We start from the raw sequence: 21,098 nt of genomic DNA on the forward strand, positions 1-21,098 counted from the left end.
TTTCTATTTAAAAAAACCAGTAAGTAACAACAAAACTTTAAACATAATTCGATTTTATACCAAAATAAATATCACATTATCATATTTGAGACCTATTTTTTAAACATTCTATTTTAATGAATAAATAAAAAATGTATATTGGCAAGCAACAAACTAACCTTTAACTTATTTTATGAGAAACCTAGTTTCAGTCCTGGCCCTGTTGCTAAGTGCCATAACCTACGCGCAAACTACAATTTCTGGTACAGTTGTAGATGGCAATAACCAACCCATACCGGGAGCCAACCTTATTATTTTAGGCAGTACTACAGGAACCGTTACAGATTTTGACGGTGCTTTTACTTTAAACGTTCCGCTTTCTCCTCCATTTACTGTTCAAGCCAGCAGTGTTGGATACCGTACAGAAAACAAAGAAGTAAATTCCAACAATCAGTATTTAAGCTTTACCTTAATGGAAGGTACCGAACTTGACGAAGTAGTCATCTCTGCCTCCAGAACTCCCGAGCGTATTTTCGAATCGCCTGTAACAGTGGAACGTTTTGGAATTAAAGAAATAAAAAATACGGCTTCGGCCGATTTTTACGACGGTTTGGAAAATCTTAAGGGTGTAGATATTAACACCAACAGTTTAACTTTTAAATCTATAAACACAAGAGGTTTTGCATCCTTTTCTAACACTCGGTTTATGCAACTTGTTGATGGCATGGATAACTCAACTCCCGCCCTGAATTTTCCACTGGGTAATTTGGTTGGTATGACAGAAACCGATGTGCTCAGTGTAGAACTATTACCTGGAGCTTCTTCAGCCTTATATGGTGCCAATGCCTTTAATGGCATTTTATTTATGCGCAGTAAAAATCCTTTTGAATACCCGGGTATAAGCGGATATATCAAACAGGGAATCACGACACAGGAGGCAGCAGGTACGAATTCCTATACCGATGTAGGTATAAGAATCGCTCATAAATTTAACGACGTCATTGCTGCTAAAGTAAATTTTGGCTGGCTTAAAGGAACCGACTGGGCCGCTAATAATTATACAGGTAAACCGGGTAGTGGTTCCACCAGAGCTACTATAGATTACGATGGGTATAATGTTTATGGCGATGAAGTTTCTACAAATATACGTGCAGCATCAGGCGGATTAGGCATCATTCCCAATGTGGTGGTTAGCCGAACTGGTTATAGAGAATCGGATTTAACCAATTATAAAGCTGAAAGTTTAAAAGGTGACTGGGGACTATACTTCAGACCCTGGAAAAATGATTTTGAAATAGCCTATGTTGGAAAAATGGGAACCGGAAATACTATTTACCAGGGTACCAACCGCTATAATATTGCCAACTTCTTTCAACAACAGCACAAACTTGAAGTGCGGAACAATAACTTCTTTGTACGCGGTTATGTGGTGGCAGATAAAGCAGGAGATTCTTACGACATGGTTTTCACCGGTATCAATATTAACCGCCAATGGAAAAGCGACACTCAGTGGTTTAGCGAATACATAAGTACGTATGCTGGTGCCACACTAAGTGGAGCTACCGACACTGAAGCACATGCAGCAGCCAGAGCTACCGCCGATCAGGGACGTTTTGAGCCAGGAAGTACAGAATTCAAAAATGCATTTAACACTGTAACAAACGATCCCGATTTAAATACAGGCTCTAAATTTCAGGACGCTTCAAAATACTACCATGCCGATGCCAATTACAATTTCAGCCATCTTACCGATTGGGCAGAAATTCAAGTGGGCGGATCTTATAGAAAATACGACTTAAATTCATTTGGAACCATTTACACAGACGATGATTCGCCTATAAAATATTCCGAAATGGGTTTATATACACAAATCCAGAAACGTTTTTTAGAAAACGAAGCACTTAAACTTACAGCTTCGCTACGTTATGATAAATCGGAATTATTCGACGGATTCTTTTCGCCAAGAGTTTCTCTTGGCTACACTTTCGGACCACAGGACAACCATAATATTCGCGGATCCGTTCAAACCGGATTCAGAAACCCTACCACTCAGGATCTATTCATTGGTCTGGATGCCGGTCGGGCCATCTTAGTCGGGTCTGCAGCAAGTAATTTAGACCGCGATGTAAGAACGTTTAATGTTAGTGCAAGTGGCCAGGCCTTAGGCTCCCCTGCTACGGCCGATATTTCCGGACGAGCAGCTTACGAAAATGCATTCACTTTAAATTCTGTTGAAAACGGCGCTCCTGTAGCTGCGGATATTGATATTGTTAAACCAGAAAAAGTGGCGTCTTACGAAATTGGTTACCGTGGAAAACTGCAACAAACCATTATCGACTTAAGCATGTATTACAATTCGTATTCCGATTTTATTTCGAACGAAACAGTTCTGGTTCCGTTCTATGGCACTGTTGGAGACAACAGCATGTCGCTGGCAGCGCTTCAAAACGGCGATTATAAATCGTACCAGACCTATACCAACTCTGATGCCGATGTGAATTCTTATGGTGCTTCTGTACAAGTATCGACAAAAGTATTTAACCATTACGACTTATCTGCCAATTACACCTTTACCAAACAGGATTTTGAACAGGATAAGTATCCAGACTTCCGAACTAATTTTAACACGCCGGAACATAAAGTTAAAGTTGCTTTTGGAAATCCGGAAGTCATAAAAAACCTGGGCTTTAATCTGGCCTGGCGATGGAGCGATACGTATTTATGGCAATCCACATTTGGAGATGGCAATATTCCTGCATACCATACGCTGGATGCTCAGATAAACTATAAAGTTCCAGGTATAAAATCAGCTTTCAAACTGGGGGCCACCAATCTATTAGGAGATGAATACTTTACCGCTATTGGAACGGGATACATCGGATCCATGTATTATGTATCCTGGACTATTAACAACTTATAATTAAAACACCTTATGAAACTAAAATATATTTGGTTGGCAACACTGGCATTACAGTTTGCGGCCTGTAGTAACGACGACGACAATAGTTCTTCTCCATCAGACAACCATCCCGATTTAATCACCGGGACTGCAGATTTTACAACGTATGTCGCTTTGGGGAATTCCCTGACTTCCGGATATACAGACAACGCTTTATTTATTGCAGCTCAGAACAACTCCTTTCCCAATATCCTTTCGAGCAAATTTAAATTAATTGGAGCAGGCGATTTTAATCAACCTTTAATGAACGACAACTACGGCGGCCTGGCATTGGGAGGCACTCGCCTTCCGGGAATTAATCCAAGACTGGTAACTACTGGCGGTGGTCCTGTAGCTTTGGAATCGGTAATCGGTGACGTAACTGTTAGCACCGATATTGTAACAAACAATCCGTCGGGTCCTTTTAATAATATGGGAGTACCTGGAGCAAAAAGTTATCATTTGCTGGCACATGGTTATGGTAATCTTGCCAATCTTTCGGCCGGATTAGCCAATCCTTATTTTGTAAGAATGACTGGAAGTACACCAGACGCCTCGGTATTAGAACTGGCCATGTCACAGAGTCCGACATTTTTTTCTTTATGGATTGGGAATAATGACGTACTGGGCTACGCTCTAAGTGGCGGAGATGATACCAATCCTATTACAGAAACAGCAACCTTCGATTACGCTTATAACATATTAATAAATACCCTGACTTCTGGTGGGGCGAAAGGCGTAGTTGCCAATCTGCCTTATGTTACTTCAATTCCACATTTTACTACGGTTCCTTATAACCCTTTAAGTCCACAAAACCTTCAGTTTGCAGCACAGATACCAACCCTTAATATGGTATACGGTGCCTTAAACCAGATTTTTATTGCTTTAGGAGAAAGCGAACGCGCGATAGTATTTTCTGACTCAGAAGCCAGCGCAGTAGTTATCAAAGATGAAACTCTTGCCGATTTATCCTCACAAATAACAGGAGCCTTATTAGCAAGTCCTACTTTCCCTGCATTTTTACAGCAGATGGGACTTCCAGCTGAGGCAGCTCCAATAGTAGCTCCTTTACTTGGAACAACCTACGGCCAGGTAAGGCAGGCAAATGCAAATGATTTATTTGTACTTCCAAGCATGAGTATAATAGGCACAGTAAATTCAACAATAGCAAATGCTTTAATGAGTCAAGGCTTACCGGAACACATAGCCCAGCAATTCGCTTCAGAAGGCATTACCCTACCTTTGGAAGATAAATGGGTTCTGATTCCTGCGGAACAAGATCAAATTAAAACAGCGATAGATCAGTTTAACAGCACAATTAAAAATGCAGCCACTCAGGGGCAACTGGCTTTTGTAGATGCCAACATGATTTTACAACAGGTTGCCAATGGTGGTTATGGTTACGGCAATTTTATATTAAATAATGCTCTTGTTACCGGGGGAGCCTTTTCTTTAGACGGAGTTCACCCAACTTCTCGCGGATATGCGCTTCTGGCAAATGAGTTTATGAGAGCCATAGATGCCACGTACGACACCAATTTTGAAGCTTCAGAAAATCTGGTTAATCTAGGAGATTACCCTACAAACTATTCTCCTTTGCTTCAATAATTTATCAAATTCTAACAGAATAAAAAGCGTTCAATATAAAGCCGCTTTCCATAATCTAAAAAAGGTAAAAAACATATTTTATTTTAAATTTAATCTTCTATCTTTGCAGCGCGAAAAAACAGATGTATTTCGCTAAAATTAACAGCAAAAACAATAAACACATAGGTAATGTCAAAAGTTACAGGTAAAGTTGCACAAATAGTTGGTCCTGTTATCGATGTAGTATTCGAAACAGAAGGAGCACTTCCAAAAATTTACGATTCATTAGAAATTAAAAAAGCGGATGGTTCTGTTTTAGTTTTAGAAGTACAGTCTCATATTGGAGAAGATACTGTACGTACTATCGCGATGGACTCTTCAGATGGTTTAAGCCGAGGTACTGAAGTAGTAGCTACTGGAGCGCCTATCCAAATGCCAATTGGAGACGATGTTTACGGAAGACTATTTAACGTAATTGGAGATGCAATTGATGGATTAGGAAACTTACCTAAGGCTGGTGAATCTGGATTACCAATCCACAGATCAGCTCCTAATTTTGATGAATTATCAACTTCTACTGAAGTTTTATTTACAGGTATTAAAGTAATCGACCTTATCGAGCCTTATGCAAAAGGAGGTAAAATTGGATTATTTGGTGGTGCCGGTGTAGGTAAAACAGTATTAATTCAGGAGTTAATTAACAATATTGCAAAAGGTCACGGTGGACTTTCAGTATTCGCTGGAGTTGGAGAAAGAACTCGTGAAGGAAACGACCTTTTAAGAGAGATGTTAGAATCTGGTATTATTAAATACGGTGAAGATTTTATGCACTCTATGGAAAATGGTGGATGGGATTTATCTAAAGTAGATAAAACTGCCATGAAAGACTCTAAAGCTACATTCGTATTCGGACAGATGAATGAGCCACCAGGAGCACGTGCACGTGTTGCCTTATCTGGTTTATCTATCGCTGAATATTTCCGTGATGGTGCTGGAGATGGTCAAGGAAAAGACGTATTATTCTTCGTAGATAACATTTTCCGTTTTACACAAGCAGGATCTGAGGTATCTGCACTTTTAGGTCGTATGCCTTCTGCGGTAGGTTACCAACCAACATTAGCAACAGAAATGGGTGCTATGCAGGAGCGTATTACATCTACTAAAACAGGATCTATTACATCTGTACAGGCGGTTTACGTACCTGCGGATGACTTAACTGACCCTGCACCAGCAACAACGTTTGCGCACTTAGATGCAACAACAGTATTATCTCGTAAAATTGCCGAGCTAGGTATTTATCCTGCGGTAGATCCATTAGATTCTACTTCTAGAATTTTAACGGCTGACATTTTAGGAAAAGACCACTATGCTTGTGCTCAACGTGTAAAAGAGTTATTACAACGCTATAAAGAATTACAGGATATTATTGCGATTCTTGGTATGGAAGAATTATCTGAAGAAGATAAATTAGCTGTAGGTAGAGCAAGACGTGTACAACGTTTCTTATCTCAGCCTTTCCACGTAGCAGAGCAATTTACAGGTATTCCAGGTGTATTAGTAGATATTAAAGAAACTATTAAAGGATTTAACATGATTATGGATGGTGAATTAGATCACTTACCAGAAGCAGCGTTCAACCTGAAAGGATCTATTGAAGAAGCTATTGAAGCTGGAGAGAAAATGCTTGCAGACGCATAATTCAACACTTAAGATATGTATTTAGAAATAGTATCACCAGAAGCCACTTTATTTAGTTCGGAAGTCGATGCCGTTACTGTACCGGGTGTTGATGGTGAATTTGAAATGCTTAAAGATCACGCTGCAATAGTTTCGCTATTAACAGCAGGAACTGTAAAAATTAAAGTACATACTAAACCACATTTAGAGTACGATAAATTACATCCTGAAGTGACTCCGCATGTTTCAGACAACAAAGTTTTAACTTTAAATATTAAATCTGGAACTTTAGAATTAAAAGACAATAAAATAATAATCTTAGCCGATTAATTTATTTTATAAGGAAATAACAAAATGCCGCAAATTAGATTTGCGGCATTTTTTTTTACCATTTAAACCTTATCCCATCACGTATCAAAACGTCCTTTACACCTACTATAACACCGCTTGAACACAGAATATACTGGCCTAAACAACTATATTAAGTTATAAAAACCGTAATATACAATCAGTATGAGACTAAATACCTCAGGCCTAAGTAAAGTCCTGGAATTGATACAATTTAAGCAATTATTACTTAAAAAGCCTTAGAACCCCACCCTTAAGCATTTTTGTAAACCTTTATTCCAATACATAAAGAAGTAAGTTCCAAGCATAAAAAAAAGCGAGCCACAATGGCTCGCTTTTCTCTTATAGTAATATTTAAAACCCTTACTTAATTACAAACTTCTTAGTCGCACTAACCGAACCACTTGTAAACTTAGCAAGATACACTCCTGAAGCTACATTAATATTAATGGCCTTACTTGCATTTCCAGATAAATTTAAATCGTTAACATAAACAGACTGACCATTTAAATTAAAAATCTGCAAATTAACAGCACCTAAATTAGATTTTGAAGTCACATTAAAATCCCCGTTTGATACTGTTGGGAATAAAGAAATTCCAGTATTCAATACATTCTCTTCAACACTTAATGCCTCACCGGTAAATTTACCGGAGAAAATACCACGACCATAAGTAGAAGCAAAAATAGTATTATCATCTCTAAGAACTAAATCGGTAACTTTCACATTACTCATTCCGTTAAAAGCTGACTTCCAATTTGGGTTCTCACTGGTAAAATTAGTAGTATACCAAACACCCAATTCTGTACCTATAATGACCTCGTTATGTTTTAAAGGGTTTTGAAGAATGGCTTTTACGGGCATGTCTGGTAAATCACCATCTTTTTGTTCCCATGTTGTTCCTCCGTCTGTTGTATACCAGATATTATTAACACCATAGTTATGAAACGTCACAAACATTTCGTCGGTCGATCTACCAAATTCGATATCAGAAACACTCCCAACAAACCCAGATCCAGAAATATCAGTCCAGGTCTGCCCCAATATATTCGAAGCTGAAATTATCTTCAATAACCTACCATTTTCTAATCCGGCATATAAAATACTTTCTTCATTAGATACATCATAAGGAGAAATCTGCAAAGCCAAGGCAGGTGCATCCAATAATCCATTTTTTAATGTATTGACCTCATAATCTTCTGTAGTGCTTTTGGTGCGATAAGTCCGTATGGCATATTCAGTCCCAATTGAATAGTTTGAAAACAAATAATCCAATCTAGAATCTAAAGCTTGCGGATTAATAAATTCCCCTGCATTCTCATCTTCTTCAATCAATGTTATTTTTTCTCCAGTTTTATAATCAATCCTATAAATAGCATTATTATAAACGTAATTCGCAATAAAATATGAATCTACACCATCAAGATCAAAAGAAGTATAACCTCCATCCCCCCCTGTTATATCAATGGATGAAGACACACCTTCCTTAGCATTCTTGAAATAAGGAGTTCCGTTATCTTGTGTACCCCCTGAGAAATAATTCCCTTGAACTGTAGAAGTTGGAGCAGCTCCGATGGTATAAAATTGGGTAACATTATACCCATTATTTCTAACTTGGGGCGATTTACCACCAGTAGAGGAATAATAAACTCCACCATCATTACCGAAAAGCATTTTTGACGTATCCCCATTACCAAATACTATTGCGTGCTGATCGGCATGCATTCTTGGGAACCCGAAACCTCCATACCAGTGAGTAATTTGATCCCAAGCGATACCTCCTGTAGAGCTACTAAACAAATCTATTCCTCCAACAAATATTTTATTATCGTTAGTTGGATCTACTTTTATAACTAAATTATAAAACGCTTGATTTCTACAAAAGTCATTATCATCAATATCACTATCAACATCATTAGGTAATTTTAAATCCGATACCGTTGTAAATCCATCAAGAGTCTTTTTCATAACAACTGGGGTATCATCATCTGGACCTTCAGCTAAAACATAAATTTTATTAGGTTTAGTACCGGATAATGCAATTTGAGTGCGCCTTGCATTAAAACTATATGCCAGGTTAAAATTTTCACCATTTGAAGAAGAAAAAATAGTTCCCCCTCCATCTCCATAAACCTTATTTCTAGTTGTAGCCACCCATAAAGTATTATCTGCCCCTAATTCTAAATCATTAGGTTCATATCGGTTTCCACCAGAAGTCAACGGCAAGCCTAACAATTTCCATGAACTCCCCTCATTATCAGACTTAAATAAACCATAATCCTGAGGACCTAGTAATGTTATTGGATTGGAATCACTATAAAATGTCGATCCGGCGGCTATAAACACTTCAGAAGCCCCTTTATTATCTCTAATAACAATGTCATTTACATGTTGATTCCCTTTTAATACATAATATCCAAAAAAATCACCTCCATTAACAGCTTTGATTGTACTATTAATTACCTGACCTGTATTTAATGCTTCTACAAGTTTATCTCCTTCTGCTTTAGAAATCATTACTGAAGGAATCTGAATCACCCCATTAGTGTCATCCCCCCCCATAACAATTGGATTACCTGCTTCATTGTTAATCATTATTACAGCCTTAGCACCAGCAGCCTGTGCATTCGTTATTTTTTGAACAAAACTACAAGTTCCACGATAAATAACAGCTATTTGCCCATTTACAGCCGAAACATTTTCAACTGAATTACATCCCAAATTTGGATTTGTTCCTCCTGAATTTATCAGAACTAAATTACCTGTAATGCCTGAAGTAGCCTTTGGGCCAAAACTTGCCCCAAGTGAAAGATAATTTCCTGCTAAACTACTAGGAGAGTTCACTATTACATTAGAATCTGATTGCAATACAGTTTCCCCAACTGAGCCTCCAAAAACATGACTCCATGAATTTCCTCCATCTACCGATTTCCATACACCATTGCCATTCACGTCTCCAAAAACATAAGATTCTCCTGTACCCACATACATTGTTTTTGTGTTATTAGGATCTACTGCTATACAAGTAATATTTAAATGTTCAGGAATATCTACTGCTGTCCAGACCGAAGTAGGATCGGAGATATTGGTATTTCTCCATAGCCCTCCACTTACACCTCCTGCCAAAACAGTTTCATTAGTACTATCATTTGGATCAAATATTAAAGCACGGGTTCGTCCACCAACATTATTTGGACCGCGTTCTACCCAATTATTATTTGAGTTGTCTCCTGGAACTCTACCTGACGCTAATGCCTTAGTCCGTTCCTCTAACAATTGCTGTTGAATCTGTCTAAGATTTTCCTGAGTAGGTCTTCCAATAGCTGGATTCATAGTTAATTCCCATACCCGTTCCATATAGCGATCAGGAGGCAACCCCAATTCCGAACGTTTCTTTTTCGGCAACAATTTTGTTGATTTATAGGGACTATTTTCAAGGTGCCTAGCATGCAAAGCCCTAAGCCCCACAACCGAATTTTCTGGGTCTCTATTTATTTCTTCACAAGAAACTAAAGTAAAAACAAGTCCCAGAACACACAAGACTAAAAAGTGTTTATTCTTCATATTGGAATTAGTTGAGTTACTACAAAAATAATTTTTTCAATTTGTTACACAACTCTTTAAAAACTATTAATACAACTTACCCTGTAATTTTTTATAAATTAGAGACGCCTGACTATCTGATAATAACGATACGTAATGACACACATTAAGCAGTCTTAAATACAAAGCTTCTTCGCTAAAGTTTATAGTCTTTGGTAGCGTTTGCAAAATGAGTTTATCGTAATTAGACGGATTGCCCTCAAACTGATTGTTTACGGCCTTAATAAAGGTGTTAAGCAGTCGGGAAATCACCTCATACCCAGAAATTTCTTTATCTAAAACTTCGGCTGACTGGTAAATTTTTTCAACACTTAATTTTATAATATCGTTAATCTGCGCCTCGTATTTACTTTTATCAAGTAACGACACATTAAATTCACCATTTAGAATGGCTTGCTCATTAGCCTCAAAAACCGTAATAGCCTCATTAATTAATGCACTTATAGCCAAGGCCCGAAGATAACTTATACGATCCTGCGTAGTTGTTAACTGGTGATATTTATTCACATCGATTACATCTTTAACCAGTTTAATTAAATATTCCAGAGCAAAATCTTCGTCAATTAAACCCAGATTAATACCATCTTCAAAATCGATAATGGTGTAACAAATATCATCGGCGGCTTCAACTAAATAAGCCAGAGGGTGCCTGTTATATTTAACATTTCCTGAAGCATCGGTTGTTGCCATACCAAGTTCAGTAGCAACTTCTTTAAAGGCTTCAAACTCACTTTGAAAAAATCCGTATTTTTTATCGGCCACATGACTTGTCGGCTTTTTAGGAAGCGATGCCTTAGGATACTTTATAAATGTTCCTAAGGTCGCATAGCTTAAACGCAGTCCCCCTTCGCGTCCCTGACGACTCTGGGTTAAAATTTTAAATCCGTTGGCATTACCTTCAAAATCGCACAAATCCTGAAATTCCTCAGGGGTCAATTCACTTTTATATTGCTGGCCTTTGCCAGTTTTAAAATATTCTCCAATTGCCTTTTCTCCGGAATGTCCAAATGGCGGATTACCGATATCGTGCGCCAGGGCAGCTGTGGCTACTATAGCACCAAAATCGTTAGGTAAATAACCATGAAGCTCTTTTAAGTCAGGGTATTTTTTTAAAATTTTTTCCCCCACTCTACGACCCAAAGACCTCGCTACCACACTAACTTCCAAGCTGTGTGTTAATCGCGTATGAACAAAATCGGTTTGAGACATCGGTATAACCTGAGTCTTATCCTGAAGGCTCCTAAACTCGGCAGAAAAAATAATTCGATCGTAATCCACTTCAAACCCCAAACGGGTTTCGTCCTGTGCTTTTCGCAAACGCTTGGCAACATCTCCATAACGCTTAAGAGATAATAACTGCTCCCAATTCATAATTTTAATTTAAGTCTGCGCAAGATAATATTTTAAAACATCCAAGCCTAGCAAAGACTTACCGCAATTTTAACCTAAAATCTTATGTTAATTTAATGTTTACAAAACCCCGCACTACTTAACATTCGTTAACCTTTAGTTAACCTTTTTATTAACAATCTTTAATACTCCATTAACCTAGACTTTACATTGTGAAAGTTTCTTTGCCGCATGAAAATAAACGACAAAATGAGACAAATTTTAATAGTATTAGGATTTTTGACAACCGTATTTACCTACGCTCAAAACACTGGTAGTGTTGCAGGTAAATTAACAGACAAAGAATTTAACAACGAACCGCTGGCCTTTGCGAACATTTTAATTAAAGGCACCACAAAAGGTACCACCTCCGATATGGATGGTCTTTACACCTTCGAAGGCCTTGAAGCTGGTCAATATACTTTAATATTTAGTTTCGTAGGTTACGAAACTCAGGAAATCCCTGTAACCATTACTGGCGGACAAACTGCTACTATAGATGTTGTTATGGGTGCCAGTGCAGCTGCACTGGACGAAGTTGTAATTACTACAACTACAAAAAGAGAAAGTGAAACAGCTTTATTATTAGAACAAAAGAAAGCTGTAGTTATAAAAGAAAGTATCGGTGCCGAACGTCTTTCTGAAATTGGAGTAACAGATGCTGCTAATGCAACTGCTAAAATTTCTGGTGTAGCAAAGAGTGAAGGTTCTGGTGAAGTTTTCATTCGTGGTCTTGGTGACAGATACCTGTCTACAACAATGAATGGCTTACCTGTACCATCGGACGATGTAAACAATAAAAACATCAACTTAAACCTGTTTTCTACTAACATGATTGAAAACGTAGGGGTAAGTAAAACGTATGCAACGTCTAGTTATGCAGATCAAAGTTCTGGTAACGCCGATGTAACGTCTAAAAGTTATTCTAAAAAAGGAATTACCGTAAGTTTATCTTCTGGTTACAACACAAACCTAATTGGGGACAACAACTTTAAGAAAAGTATCATTTCTGAAGACGTAACTTTAGGTTTTCATAAAAAACAATATGCTTTAGTTGACTTAATAACAAGACAAGGCTGGGATCCGTTAAACCAGAGAAACACCGGTAACTATGGTCTTTCTTTATCTGGCGGAACTAAATTCGATATCTTCGGGAAACAATTAAAATTATTTGTAGCAGGATCTCACTCTGTAAAACACAACTACCAGGAAGGTATTTTTAAAAGTTACAGATCTAACATCTTAGACAACTCGTTTACAGATACAGAATTATCTAACACCAGTACAAACTCTACAGGTTACGTGAATTTTGCCCTTAAATTAAACGATAACCACAAATTAAGAATCAGCAGCTTATCGGTTAACAAGAGTGATGACAACGTATATGAGCAAGGTAGAAACGGAGAAGGTTATGTATTCGATCAGGATCCTCAGGAAGACGGCGCTTTTGTAAGAGACCAGAACTTTAAACAAACCATAATGTTGGTTAACCAGATTGAAGGTGATCATAAATTTGGAGAACGCAACAATTTAACATGGGCCGGTGGCTACAACTACGTACTGGCTAAAGAGCCAAACAGAATTCGTAACGAAGCCAACATTTTAGATGAGAATACAGTGCAGTATGCGCACGTTGGAGACTTTCAACAAAGAAAATCAAGTCAGACTATCGAAGACAGAGAATACAATGCATACATCAAGGATGCTATAGACTTAGGAAAATTTGATGAAGATGCTAATACAAGCCCTTACAAATTAAATATTGGTGCAAACTTCCGTCAGAAAGACCGTATGTTTACATCGCTTTTCATCGGGGTTAGAGCCAGAGATTTCCAGGTGCCTTCTGTAGATGATTTCACGCAAACATTTACTGCGGAAAACTTCAATAACGGTTTAATATTACGCGAACAACAACCAGACCGTTACGATGCCGATTTAAATATCATGGCGGGTTATGCTAATTTAGACTTTGGATTAAACAAAAAATTCTCTGGTAATGCCGGTATACGTTTCGAAAGAGATGAAATTAATGTACTTTGGGCAGTAAACAACTGGGTTGGTCGTACAGGATCTGTTAAAAAAGAATATAACGACTTCTACCCTAGTGTAAACTTAAAATACGAACTAAACGAAAAGCAGTTTTTACGTTTAGCATCTAGCTTAACACAAACACTTCCGGAATTTAAAGAAATCGCGCCTTTCGAGTATGTATCGCCAACTGGTCGAGTAACTCGTGGTAATCCTAACTTAGAAAAATCAGACGTATTTAACTTAGACTTTAAATGGGAATTTTTCCCGAAAAGCAGCGAGTTAATTTCGACTACAGCATTTTACAAGCAAATTAAAAACCCTATCAACTTGGCTCAAACAAGAGGGTCTTCAGGAATTTTTGAATATTCAAACACAGGAGATCAGGCTAATGTATTCGGATTAGAATTAGAATCTCGTATAGATCTTATCACAAACGATAACGAAGAAAGCCTTTTAAACTTTAATGCTAACGTTACTAAAATGTGGTTCAGCCAGGATTTACTTGAAGACTACCAATACAAAGGCATTACAGAAACCGACTTACAAGGTGCTTCTGATTTAATCCTTAACGGATCTTTAAGTTACAACAGCAGAACCGACAGAGAGTTTATTGCAACTTTAACCGGAAACTACGCTTCTGATAAAATATTCGCTTTAGGATCTCCGGAAGATTTCGCAAACAGTGCTGTACTTTACAACGATGCTATTATAGAAAAAGCATTCGTAACCTTAGATCTGGTTGTTAGCAAGCAAATTACAGAGGACTTACAACTTAAGTTTGTTGGAAGAAACCTTTTAAACCCGGAAATCGAACAAACACAGTTAATCAGAAACATTAATACAGGCGAAGAAACTAACGAAACTGTAAGCTCTTACAGAAAAGGAAGTTTACTAAGCTTAAGCTTAAAATATACATTCTAATAAAGTTTAGTTAACATTAAGCCGCTTAATTACAAGCTAATGTAACTCAGGTTTAATATTGTCTTAAAGCTAAAAAAACACAAACCGGTTTACTTTGCAGGACAATTAAGTCATTTAATGAACAACCAAAATTTAATAAAACTTAACATGAAAAAATTAGTTTTCAATTTCTTTAAAGTAGCTGCCTTAGTATCGGCTGTAACTTTTACTAGCTGTAATGATGATGATCCTGCTCCGATAGGACCAGAAGAATCAGATGTAGTTAAAAACTTAGAGAGCGGTATCCTTAAAGGTAAATTACAAGAAACTTATACTTTAAGTGCTAATGTACAATATACCTTAACAGGTGAATTTATTATCGATAACGAAGCTGTATTAAACATTCCTGCAGGAACAAAAATCTTAGCCGATAAAGGTGGTACAGATGTTTATATCGCTGCTTTAAAAGGAGGAACTATTAACATTAACGGTACAGAATCTAACCCGGTTGTAATGTCTTCTGTAGACGGAGAACCAGGTGACTGGGGTGGGTTAACACTTTGTGGTGAAGCTACTACTACTGCTGGTGTTGACGCTGTTGCTGAAGTTGGTGGATTTATTTACGGTGGTACTAACGATAGCGACAGCTCTGGTATTATCCGTTATTTACAAATTTCTGGTACTGGTGCACAGATTAACTCAGAATCTCAGTACAACGGTGTATCTTTCTATGCTGTAGGATCTGGAACTATAGTAGACAACGTTGCGGTACTTAACGGTTCTGATGATGGCGTTGAATTCTTCGGTGGTACTGTTTCTGTATCTAACTTATATTTAGAAAATTGTGACGACGATGCTATCGACTGGACTGAAGGATGGACAGGATCTGTAAACAACGCTTACATTTCTAATACTGTTTCTGGTTTCTCTACTGTTTTTGAAGGAGACAAAGACAACGGTAACCCTAAATTCAACAACATTACTGCAGTTTCTACTGTTGGAGGAACAGCTTTACAGTTTAAAAAACAATCTGGTGGTACGATCACTAACTTATCTTTAAGTGGTTACGATGTAGATTTAGATATGAAAGATGGTGGAGCTACTTCTAATGTAGTATTCGTAGACGGATACGAGCCTGTAGCCTTCGCTACTGAAGAGGAGATGGCTGCTTCTGGAGAATATTTCTACGCTTTAAACACTACTGTTGTTCCAACTGTAGATAAAGCAATCTTCTCTTGGGTATCTAGCGAGGTATCTTTCGAAAGCAACTTATTACAAGGTGCTGTTACTGAAGACACAACCTTAGACGCTTCTGTTAGCTATACTTTAAACTCTTCTTATATTGTACAATCTGGAGCTACTTTAACTATTCCAGCCGGAACTAAAATTACTGCTAGAGATGGTGGTACTGGTGTTTACATCGCTGTTTTACAAGGTGGAAAAATAGACATCCAAGGTACTGAGGCTAACCCAGTAGTAATGTCTTCTGTAAACGCTCAACCAGGTGACTGGGGTGGATTAACAATTTGTGGTAATGCTACAACTACTGCTGGTGTGGATGCTGTTGCTGAAATTGGTGGATTCGTTTACGGTGGTACTAACGATGCTGACAACTCAGGATCTGTTAAAAACTTAGTAATTAAAGGAACCGGAGCTCAAATTAACTCTGAGTCTCAATATAACGGTGTATCACTTTACGCTGTAGGTTCTGAAACTGTTTTAGAAAACATCGCTGTAATTAATGGTGCTGACGACGGAATTGAGTTCTTCGGTGGTTCTGCTTCTGTAACCAACATCTATTTAGAAAATAACGATGACGATGCAGTAGACTGGACAGAAGGATGGAACGGATCTATCACTAATACTTATATCTCTCACACTAAAGAAGGTTTCTCAACTGCTTTCGAAGGAGATAAAGACAACAAAAACCCTCAGTTTATTAATGTAACTGCTATCTCTACTGTTGGAGGAACGGCTTTACAGTTTAAAAAACAATCTGGTGGTACGATCACTAACCTTTACTTAGAAGGATACGACAAAAACATCGATATGAAAGATGACGGTCCTTTAGCTAACGTAATAATCGATGGTAAAGCTGCTACCACTACAGACGCTTATAACACAGGAGAAAAAGTAGACATTTCTTCTTGGTCTTGGAGAGAAGCTGGTTTATAATACAAACCGCCATATAATAATAAAAAAGCATCCGAAACCGGATGCTTTTTTATTTTAAAACACTTTATAGTAAATCAAATTTAATTATTAACTGCGACGCGCGTTTTGTTTGTCCATTCGTTTACACTGGCAATTGCGTTATTTGAGTAATCTACTTCTCTTAACACATCATTATCCCAGTAAAACCATTTACCCACTTTTTTACCCGCTTTATATTCGGCTGAAGCTGTTTTTTTACCTTCCAAATCGTAGCTCTTCCACTCGCCTTCCAGCTTACCATCTAAGGTATAGGCCCCGGTTTGACTTACCACACCGTTGTCGTGGTAATACGTAACCTCGATTAGCTGAGCTTCTTTATTTAATTTTAATTCTCTTTTCTCTTGTGCAAATGACACCACGGTCATTAAAAATGCAAACACATATAATACACTCGCCTTCATCTTATTTGGGTTTTAAATTATTATCTATACTCAAAATTAGCAATTATTTTACTTTCACGCAACATTTACGTAACATTAAATTAACATTAGAATTTATTTTGGTCATTTTCAAAGCGTTATATTTTATTTAATTTTAATATTAACATAATAATAGCTTCACGTTCACATAAAGTATATAGTAGATATTTGCGGAAATTTCATATAAACTATTAGTTTTTGTCGACTATTTTATCATGAATTAAAGAACTGCCCGTAACAAGGCAGTTCTTTCTATTTAATAACACTGAGTTAACATTGAGTTAACATTGGTTTTAGTTCTTTGCCGCCGACAAAAACTAAAATATTTATATGAAACTTAAAGCACTACTATTTGTAGTATTAGCTTGCTCGGTTTCAACTTTCGTGCACAGCCAGGAATTAAAATCCGCTAAATTTGGTAAGGGGATTTTAAATATTGTCGATAAAGACAGTACATGGTCCATGAAACTTGGCGCCCGTATGCAACTCTTAGGATCTGTTTTTACTTACAACACAGAAGACGGTAATTTTCAAGACACCAATTCATCTTTTCTTATCAGACGTGCCCGACTAAAATTTGACGGTTTCGTGTTTAACCCTAATCTGGTTTACAAATTAGAACTTGGGTTATCCAACCGCGATAACTCCGGCAGTTCAATCTACACCCATAATTCTCCTAGAATAATTATGGATGCGGTTATGAAATGGAAATTCCACAAAGGATTTGAATTCTGGTTTGGACAAACCAAACTTCCAGGCAACAGAGAACGTGTAATTTCTTCGGCCAACTTACAATTAGTAGACCGTTCTATTTTAAACGCGGCATATAACATAGATCGTGACATCGGATTACAATTACATCACGAAGCCCAGTTAGGCAAACAGTTTATTATGCGTGAAATTATTGCCATTTCACAGGGTGAAGGCCGAAATGTGACTACAGGTAATTTAGGCGGACTGCAATATACAGGACGATTAGAGTTTCTACCGTTTGGCGCATTTAAAGATCATGGAGATTATTTTGGCAGCGATTTAAGTTTAGAGCAAACACCTAAACTTTCGGTTGGAGCCACTTTCGACTTCAACAATAACGCTGTTAGAACGCGTAGCAACATGGGAAGCTATATGACAACTGATACAGGATTTCACAAAACCGACATAACAACCTGGTTTATAGATGGTATGTTTAAATATAAAGGCGTATCTTTTATGGCTGAATACGCCAGCAGAACTGCAGAAAATCCTGTGGCACTAAATTCTGATGGCACCGAAACCGGTCAAACCGTATTAATAGGAAATGGTGTAAATTTACAAGCCGGTTATTTATTTCCTGCAAACTGGGAAGTATCCGGGCGTTATGCCTCAACAAATTTCAGTAAGGGCATTACTACCCGTGGAACAGAAAACGAATACACTTTAGGTGTATCCAGATATATAGTAAAACATAAATTAAAAGTACAAACAGATTTAGGCTACCTAACGAATAAGAAAAATACAGATTTACTTATGTACAGGTTGCAGTTTGAAGTGCACTTTTAAGCTAAAATCATAACATTAACGTAACATATCAGTGAAAAACACTTAAGATATTTGCACACAATTTAAATTAAATTATGGAGAATATTTATTTACTTATGATTGTTGCTCTTGGCGTACTAGCCATAGCAGATTTGGTAGTAGGAGTAAGTAACGATGCCGTTAACTTTTTAAACTCAGCCATCGGCTCTAAAGCCGTTTCTTTTAAAACAATCATGATAGTTGCCAGTATTGGTGTAGCCGTAGGAGCCATATTTTCAAGTGGTATGATGGAGGTTGCACGTAAAGGGATATTTAATCCTGGCGAATTTATGTTTAGTGAGATCATGATTATATTCATGGCTGTTATGATTACCGACATTTTACTGTTAGATTTTTTTAATACCATTGGTATGCCAACCTCAACTACAGTTTCTATTGTATTTGAACTTTTAGGAGCCTCGGTTGCCATTGCCTTAATTAAAATTGGCCATGACGGGGGTACATTTTCAGATCTGGTAAATTACATTAACACCTCTAAAGCCACCCAGATTATATTTGGTATTCTGCTCTCGGTAGTCGTAGCCTTTTCTGTAGGGGCCTTTGTACAATGGGTTTGCCGTTTACTTTTATCTTACGATTTTGAGAAAAAAGCAAAATGGGTAGGTGCCTTATTTGGTGGATTTGCCATTTCCGGTATCACTTATTTTATTTTCATGAAAGGTATTGGCGGAACCGCTTTTGCTAAAGAAAGTTACGATGCTTTAGGCGGCATGACCATTAAGCACTTTTTAGAAACTCAGGTGCTTACCATTCTTGCTATAAGTTTGGTATTATGGACTTCACTGTCTTATTTATATATAGCTGTTTTAAAACAAAACATATACAAACTTATCATCCTTATCGGAACCTTTGCTTTAGCCTTGGCTTTTGCCGGAAATGACCTGGTAAACTTTATTGGTGTACCTATCGCTGCCTGGCAATCGTACCAGATGTGGGCTGCATCGGGAGTTGCGGCAGATGCCTTTAGCATGGAAGTTTTAGCACAATCAGTTAAAACACCAACCCTATTGTTATTTATTGCCGGTATGGTAATGGTTGCTACTTTATGGTTTTCCAGCAAAGCTAAAGCCGTAGTGAAAACTTCTATTGACTTATCAAGTCAGACGGATACAAAAGAGCGTTTTCAGCCAAACTTTTTATCCCGTGCCTTTGTAAGAGGTGCTGTTGGACTGTCTCAAATGGTTAATTTCGTTTTACCAGAATCAGCTCAAGCTAAAATAGACGAACGCTTTACCAAACCAACCATAGAGCTAAACAAAGACAAAACTTACGAATTACCAGCATTCGACATGGTTCGTGCTGCCGTAAATTTAATGGTTGCAAGTGTTTTGATTTCTATAGCAACCTCTATGAAATTACCTTTATCGACTACCTATGTAACCTTTATGGTAGCCATGGGTACATCCTTAGCCGATAGAGCCTGGGGTGCAGAAAGTGCTGTATATCGTGTAGCCGGGGTTTTAAATGTAATCGGAGGATGGTTCTTTACAGCCATAATCGCCTTTGTAACGGCTGCAGCCATTGCTTACCTTATTAACTTACACGTGCCTTCAATGGTTGCTATCTTATTATTAATAGCACTGTTACTTCTTGCTCGTAATTACATTTCTTTACGCAATAAGAAGAAAGAAGAAAAAGCCGAAGGACAGCTAATACGCGCAGAAAGCAGCTCTATTCAGGGGGTAATTCACGAAAGCGCAGAAAACATAGCCAACACCATTAAGCGTTCAAACAGAATTTACACTGGGGCTATCGACGGCTTATCGAAGCAGGATCTTGTTTCGCTTAAAAAGAATAAAAAACAAGTTGATAAACTATCGACTGAAATTGATGAATTACGTGATAATATTTTCTATTTCATTAAAAACCTTGACGAATCGAGTGTTGCCGCAAGTAATTTCTACATTAATATTTTAGGGTATTTACAGGATATGTCGCAATCTCTAGAGTACATCTCTAAAGTAAGCCATAAACACGTAAATAATAACCATAAGAAATTAAAATTCAATCAAATTAAAGAGTTGAAACAGGTCGACCAGACTGTTGAAGACTTATTTAAAAACACGCAGAGAGCTTTCGAAAACCGTTCATTTGAAGAAATTGGTACGATCCTGAACAACAAAAAACAGATTTTTGCTCAGATTACCGAGAAAATCCAGAAACAGGTAGAACGCACCAGAACGGAAGAAGTAAGTCCGAAAAACACGACGCTTTACTTTAGCTTACTTTTAGAAACTAAAGATTTACTAACAGCGACTATGAACCTATTGGAAGAGTACCACAATGCCCACGATGGTTCTATAGACATTACTAAATTTAAAATAGACAATGAAACTGTAAAAGGCGAATAAGCTCCTTTTAATTATAAACTATAAAAGCTAAGACAAATGATTGTCTTAGCTTTTTTTATAGGCTAATATCAGCTTAAATCAGAA

General features: G+C 37.5%; 11 protein-coding genes. 8 read left to right on the forward strand and 3 right to left on the reverse strand.

The features are described from left to right. Window positions 1-172 precede the first annotated feature (172 nt). From I3217_RS11750 to I3217_RS11765, 4 genes are all read left to right on the forward strand, one after another. Window positions 173-2,899, forward strand: coding sequence for a TonB-dependent receptor (locus I3217_RS11750; protein ID WP_435049953.1), 2,727 nt, complete (start codon window positions 173-175; stop codon window positions 2,897-2,899). Window positions 2,900-2,911: 12 nt separating this feature from the next. Further along, on the forward strand, window positions 2,912-4,525 hold the full coding sequence (locus I3217_RS11755; RefSeq protein ID WP_435049954.1) for an SGNH/GDSL hydrolase family protein: 1,614 nt from the start codon (window positions 2,912-2,914) through the stop codon (window positions 4,523-4,525). Window positions 4,526-4,693: 168 nt separating this feature from the next. Further along, a complete protein-coding gene (gene atpD / locus I3217_RS11760; protein ID WP_435049955.1) occupies window positions 4,694-6,202 on the forward strand; it encodes a F0F1 ATP synthase subunit beta in 1,509 nt (502 codons plus the stop codon). 15 nt (window positions 6,203-6,217) lie between these two features. Beyond that, a complete protein-coding gene (locus tag I3217_RS11765; protein ID WP_435049956.1) occupies window positions 6,218-6,511 on the forward strand; it encodes a F0F1 ATP synthase subunit epsilon in 294 nt (97 codons plus the stop codon). A 381-nt stretch (window positions 6,512-6,892) separates the two neighbouring features. On the opposite strand, the gene I3217_RS11770 is transcribed toward I3217_RS11765, so the two are convergent. Both I3217_RS11770 and I3217_RS11775 read right to left on the reverse strand, forming a co-directional pair. Continuing rightward, the gene (locus I3217_RS11770) at window positions 6,893-10,093 is read right to left on the reverse strand and encodes a PA domain-containing protein (RefSeq protein WP_435049957.1); all 3,201 of its coding nucleotides are present in this window, start codon (window positions 10,091-10,093) and stop codon (window positions 6,893-6,895) included. Between the two features lie 66 nt (window positions 10,094-10,159). Continuing rightward, a complete protein-coding gene (locus tag I3217_RS11775) occupies window positions 10,160-11,503 on the reverse strand; it encodes a deoxyguanosinetriphosphate triphosphohydrolase (RefSeq protein WP_435049958.1) in 1,344 nt (447 codons plus the stop codon). Between the two features lie 228 nt (window positions 11,504-11,731). Between I3217_RS11775 and I3217_RS11780 the strand changes: the two genes are divergently transcribed. Together I3217_RS11780 and I3217_RS11785 are read left to right on the forward strand one after the other, a co-directional pair. Further along, window positions 11,732-14,473, forward strand: coding sequence for a carboxypeptidase-like regulatory domain-containing protein (locus tag I3217_RS11780; protein WP_435049959.1), 2,742 nt, complete (start codon window positions 11,732-11,734; stop codon window positions 14,471-14,473). A 147-nt stretch (window positions 14,474-14,620) separates the two neighbouring features. Beyond that, window positions 14,621-16,627, forward strand: a complete 2,007-nt coding sequence (locus tag I3217_RS11785; protein WP_435049960.1) for a hypothetical protein — start codon at window positions 14,621-14,623, stop codon at window positions 16,625-16,627. 80 nt (window positions 16,628-16,707) lie between these two features. On the opposite strand, the gene I3217_RS11790 is transcribed toward I3217_RS11785, so the two are convergent. Continuing rightward, window positions 16,708-17,067, reverse strand: coding sequence for a toxin-antitoxin system YwqK family antitoxin (locus I3217_RS11790; protein WP_435049961.1), 360 nt, complete (start codon window positions 17,065-17,067; stop codon window positions 16,708-16,710). A gap of 348 nt (window positions 17,068-17,415) precedes the next feature. Between I3217_RS11790 and I3217_RS11795 the strand changes: the two genes are divergently transcribed. After that, a complete protein-coding gene (locus I3217_RS11795) occupies window positions 17,416-18,624 on the forward strand; it encodes a porin (RefSeq protein ID WP_435049962.1) in 1,209 nt (402 codons plus the stop codon). A gap of 74 nt (window positions 18,625-18,698) precedes the next feature. Then, window positions 18,699-21,014 carry an inorganic phosphate transporter gene (locus I3217_RS11800; RefSeq protein ID WP_435049963.1) on the forward strand — a complete coding sequence of 772 codons (2,316 nt, stop codon included), beginning with the start codon at window positions 18,699-18,701 and terminating at the stop codon, window positions 21,012-21,014. The last annotated feature ends 84 nt before the right edge of the window (window positions 21,015-21,098 follow it).

Source organism: Formosa sp. S-31 (assembly GCF_051172795.1).
GTDB lineage: Bacteria > Bacteroidota > Bacteroidia > Flavobacteriales > Flavobacteriaceae > Formosa.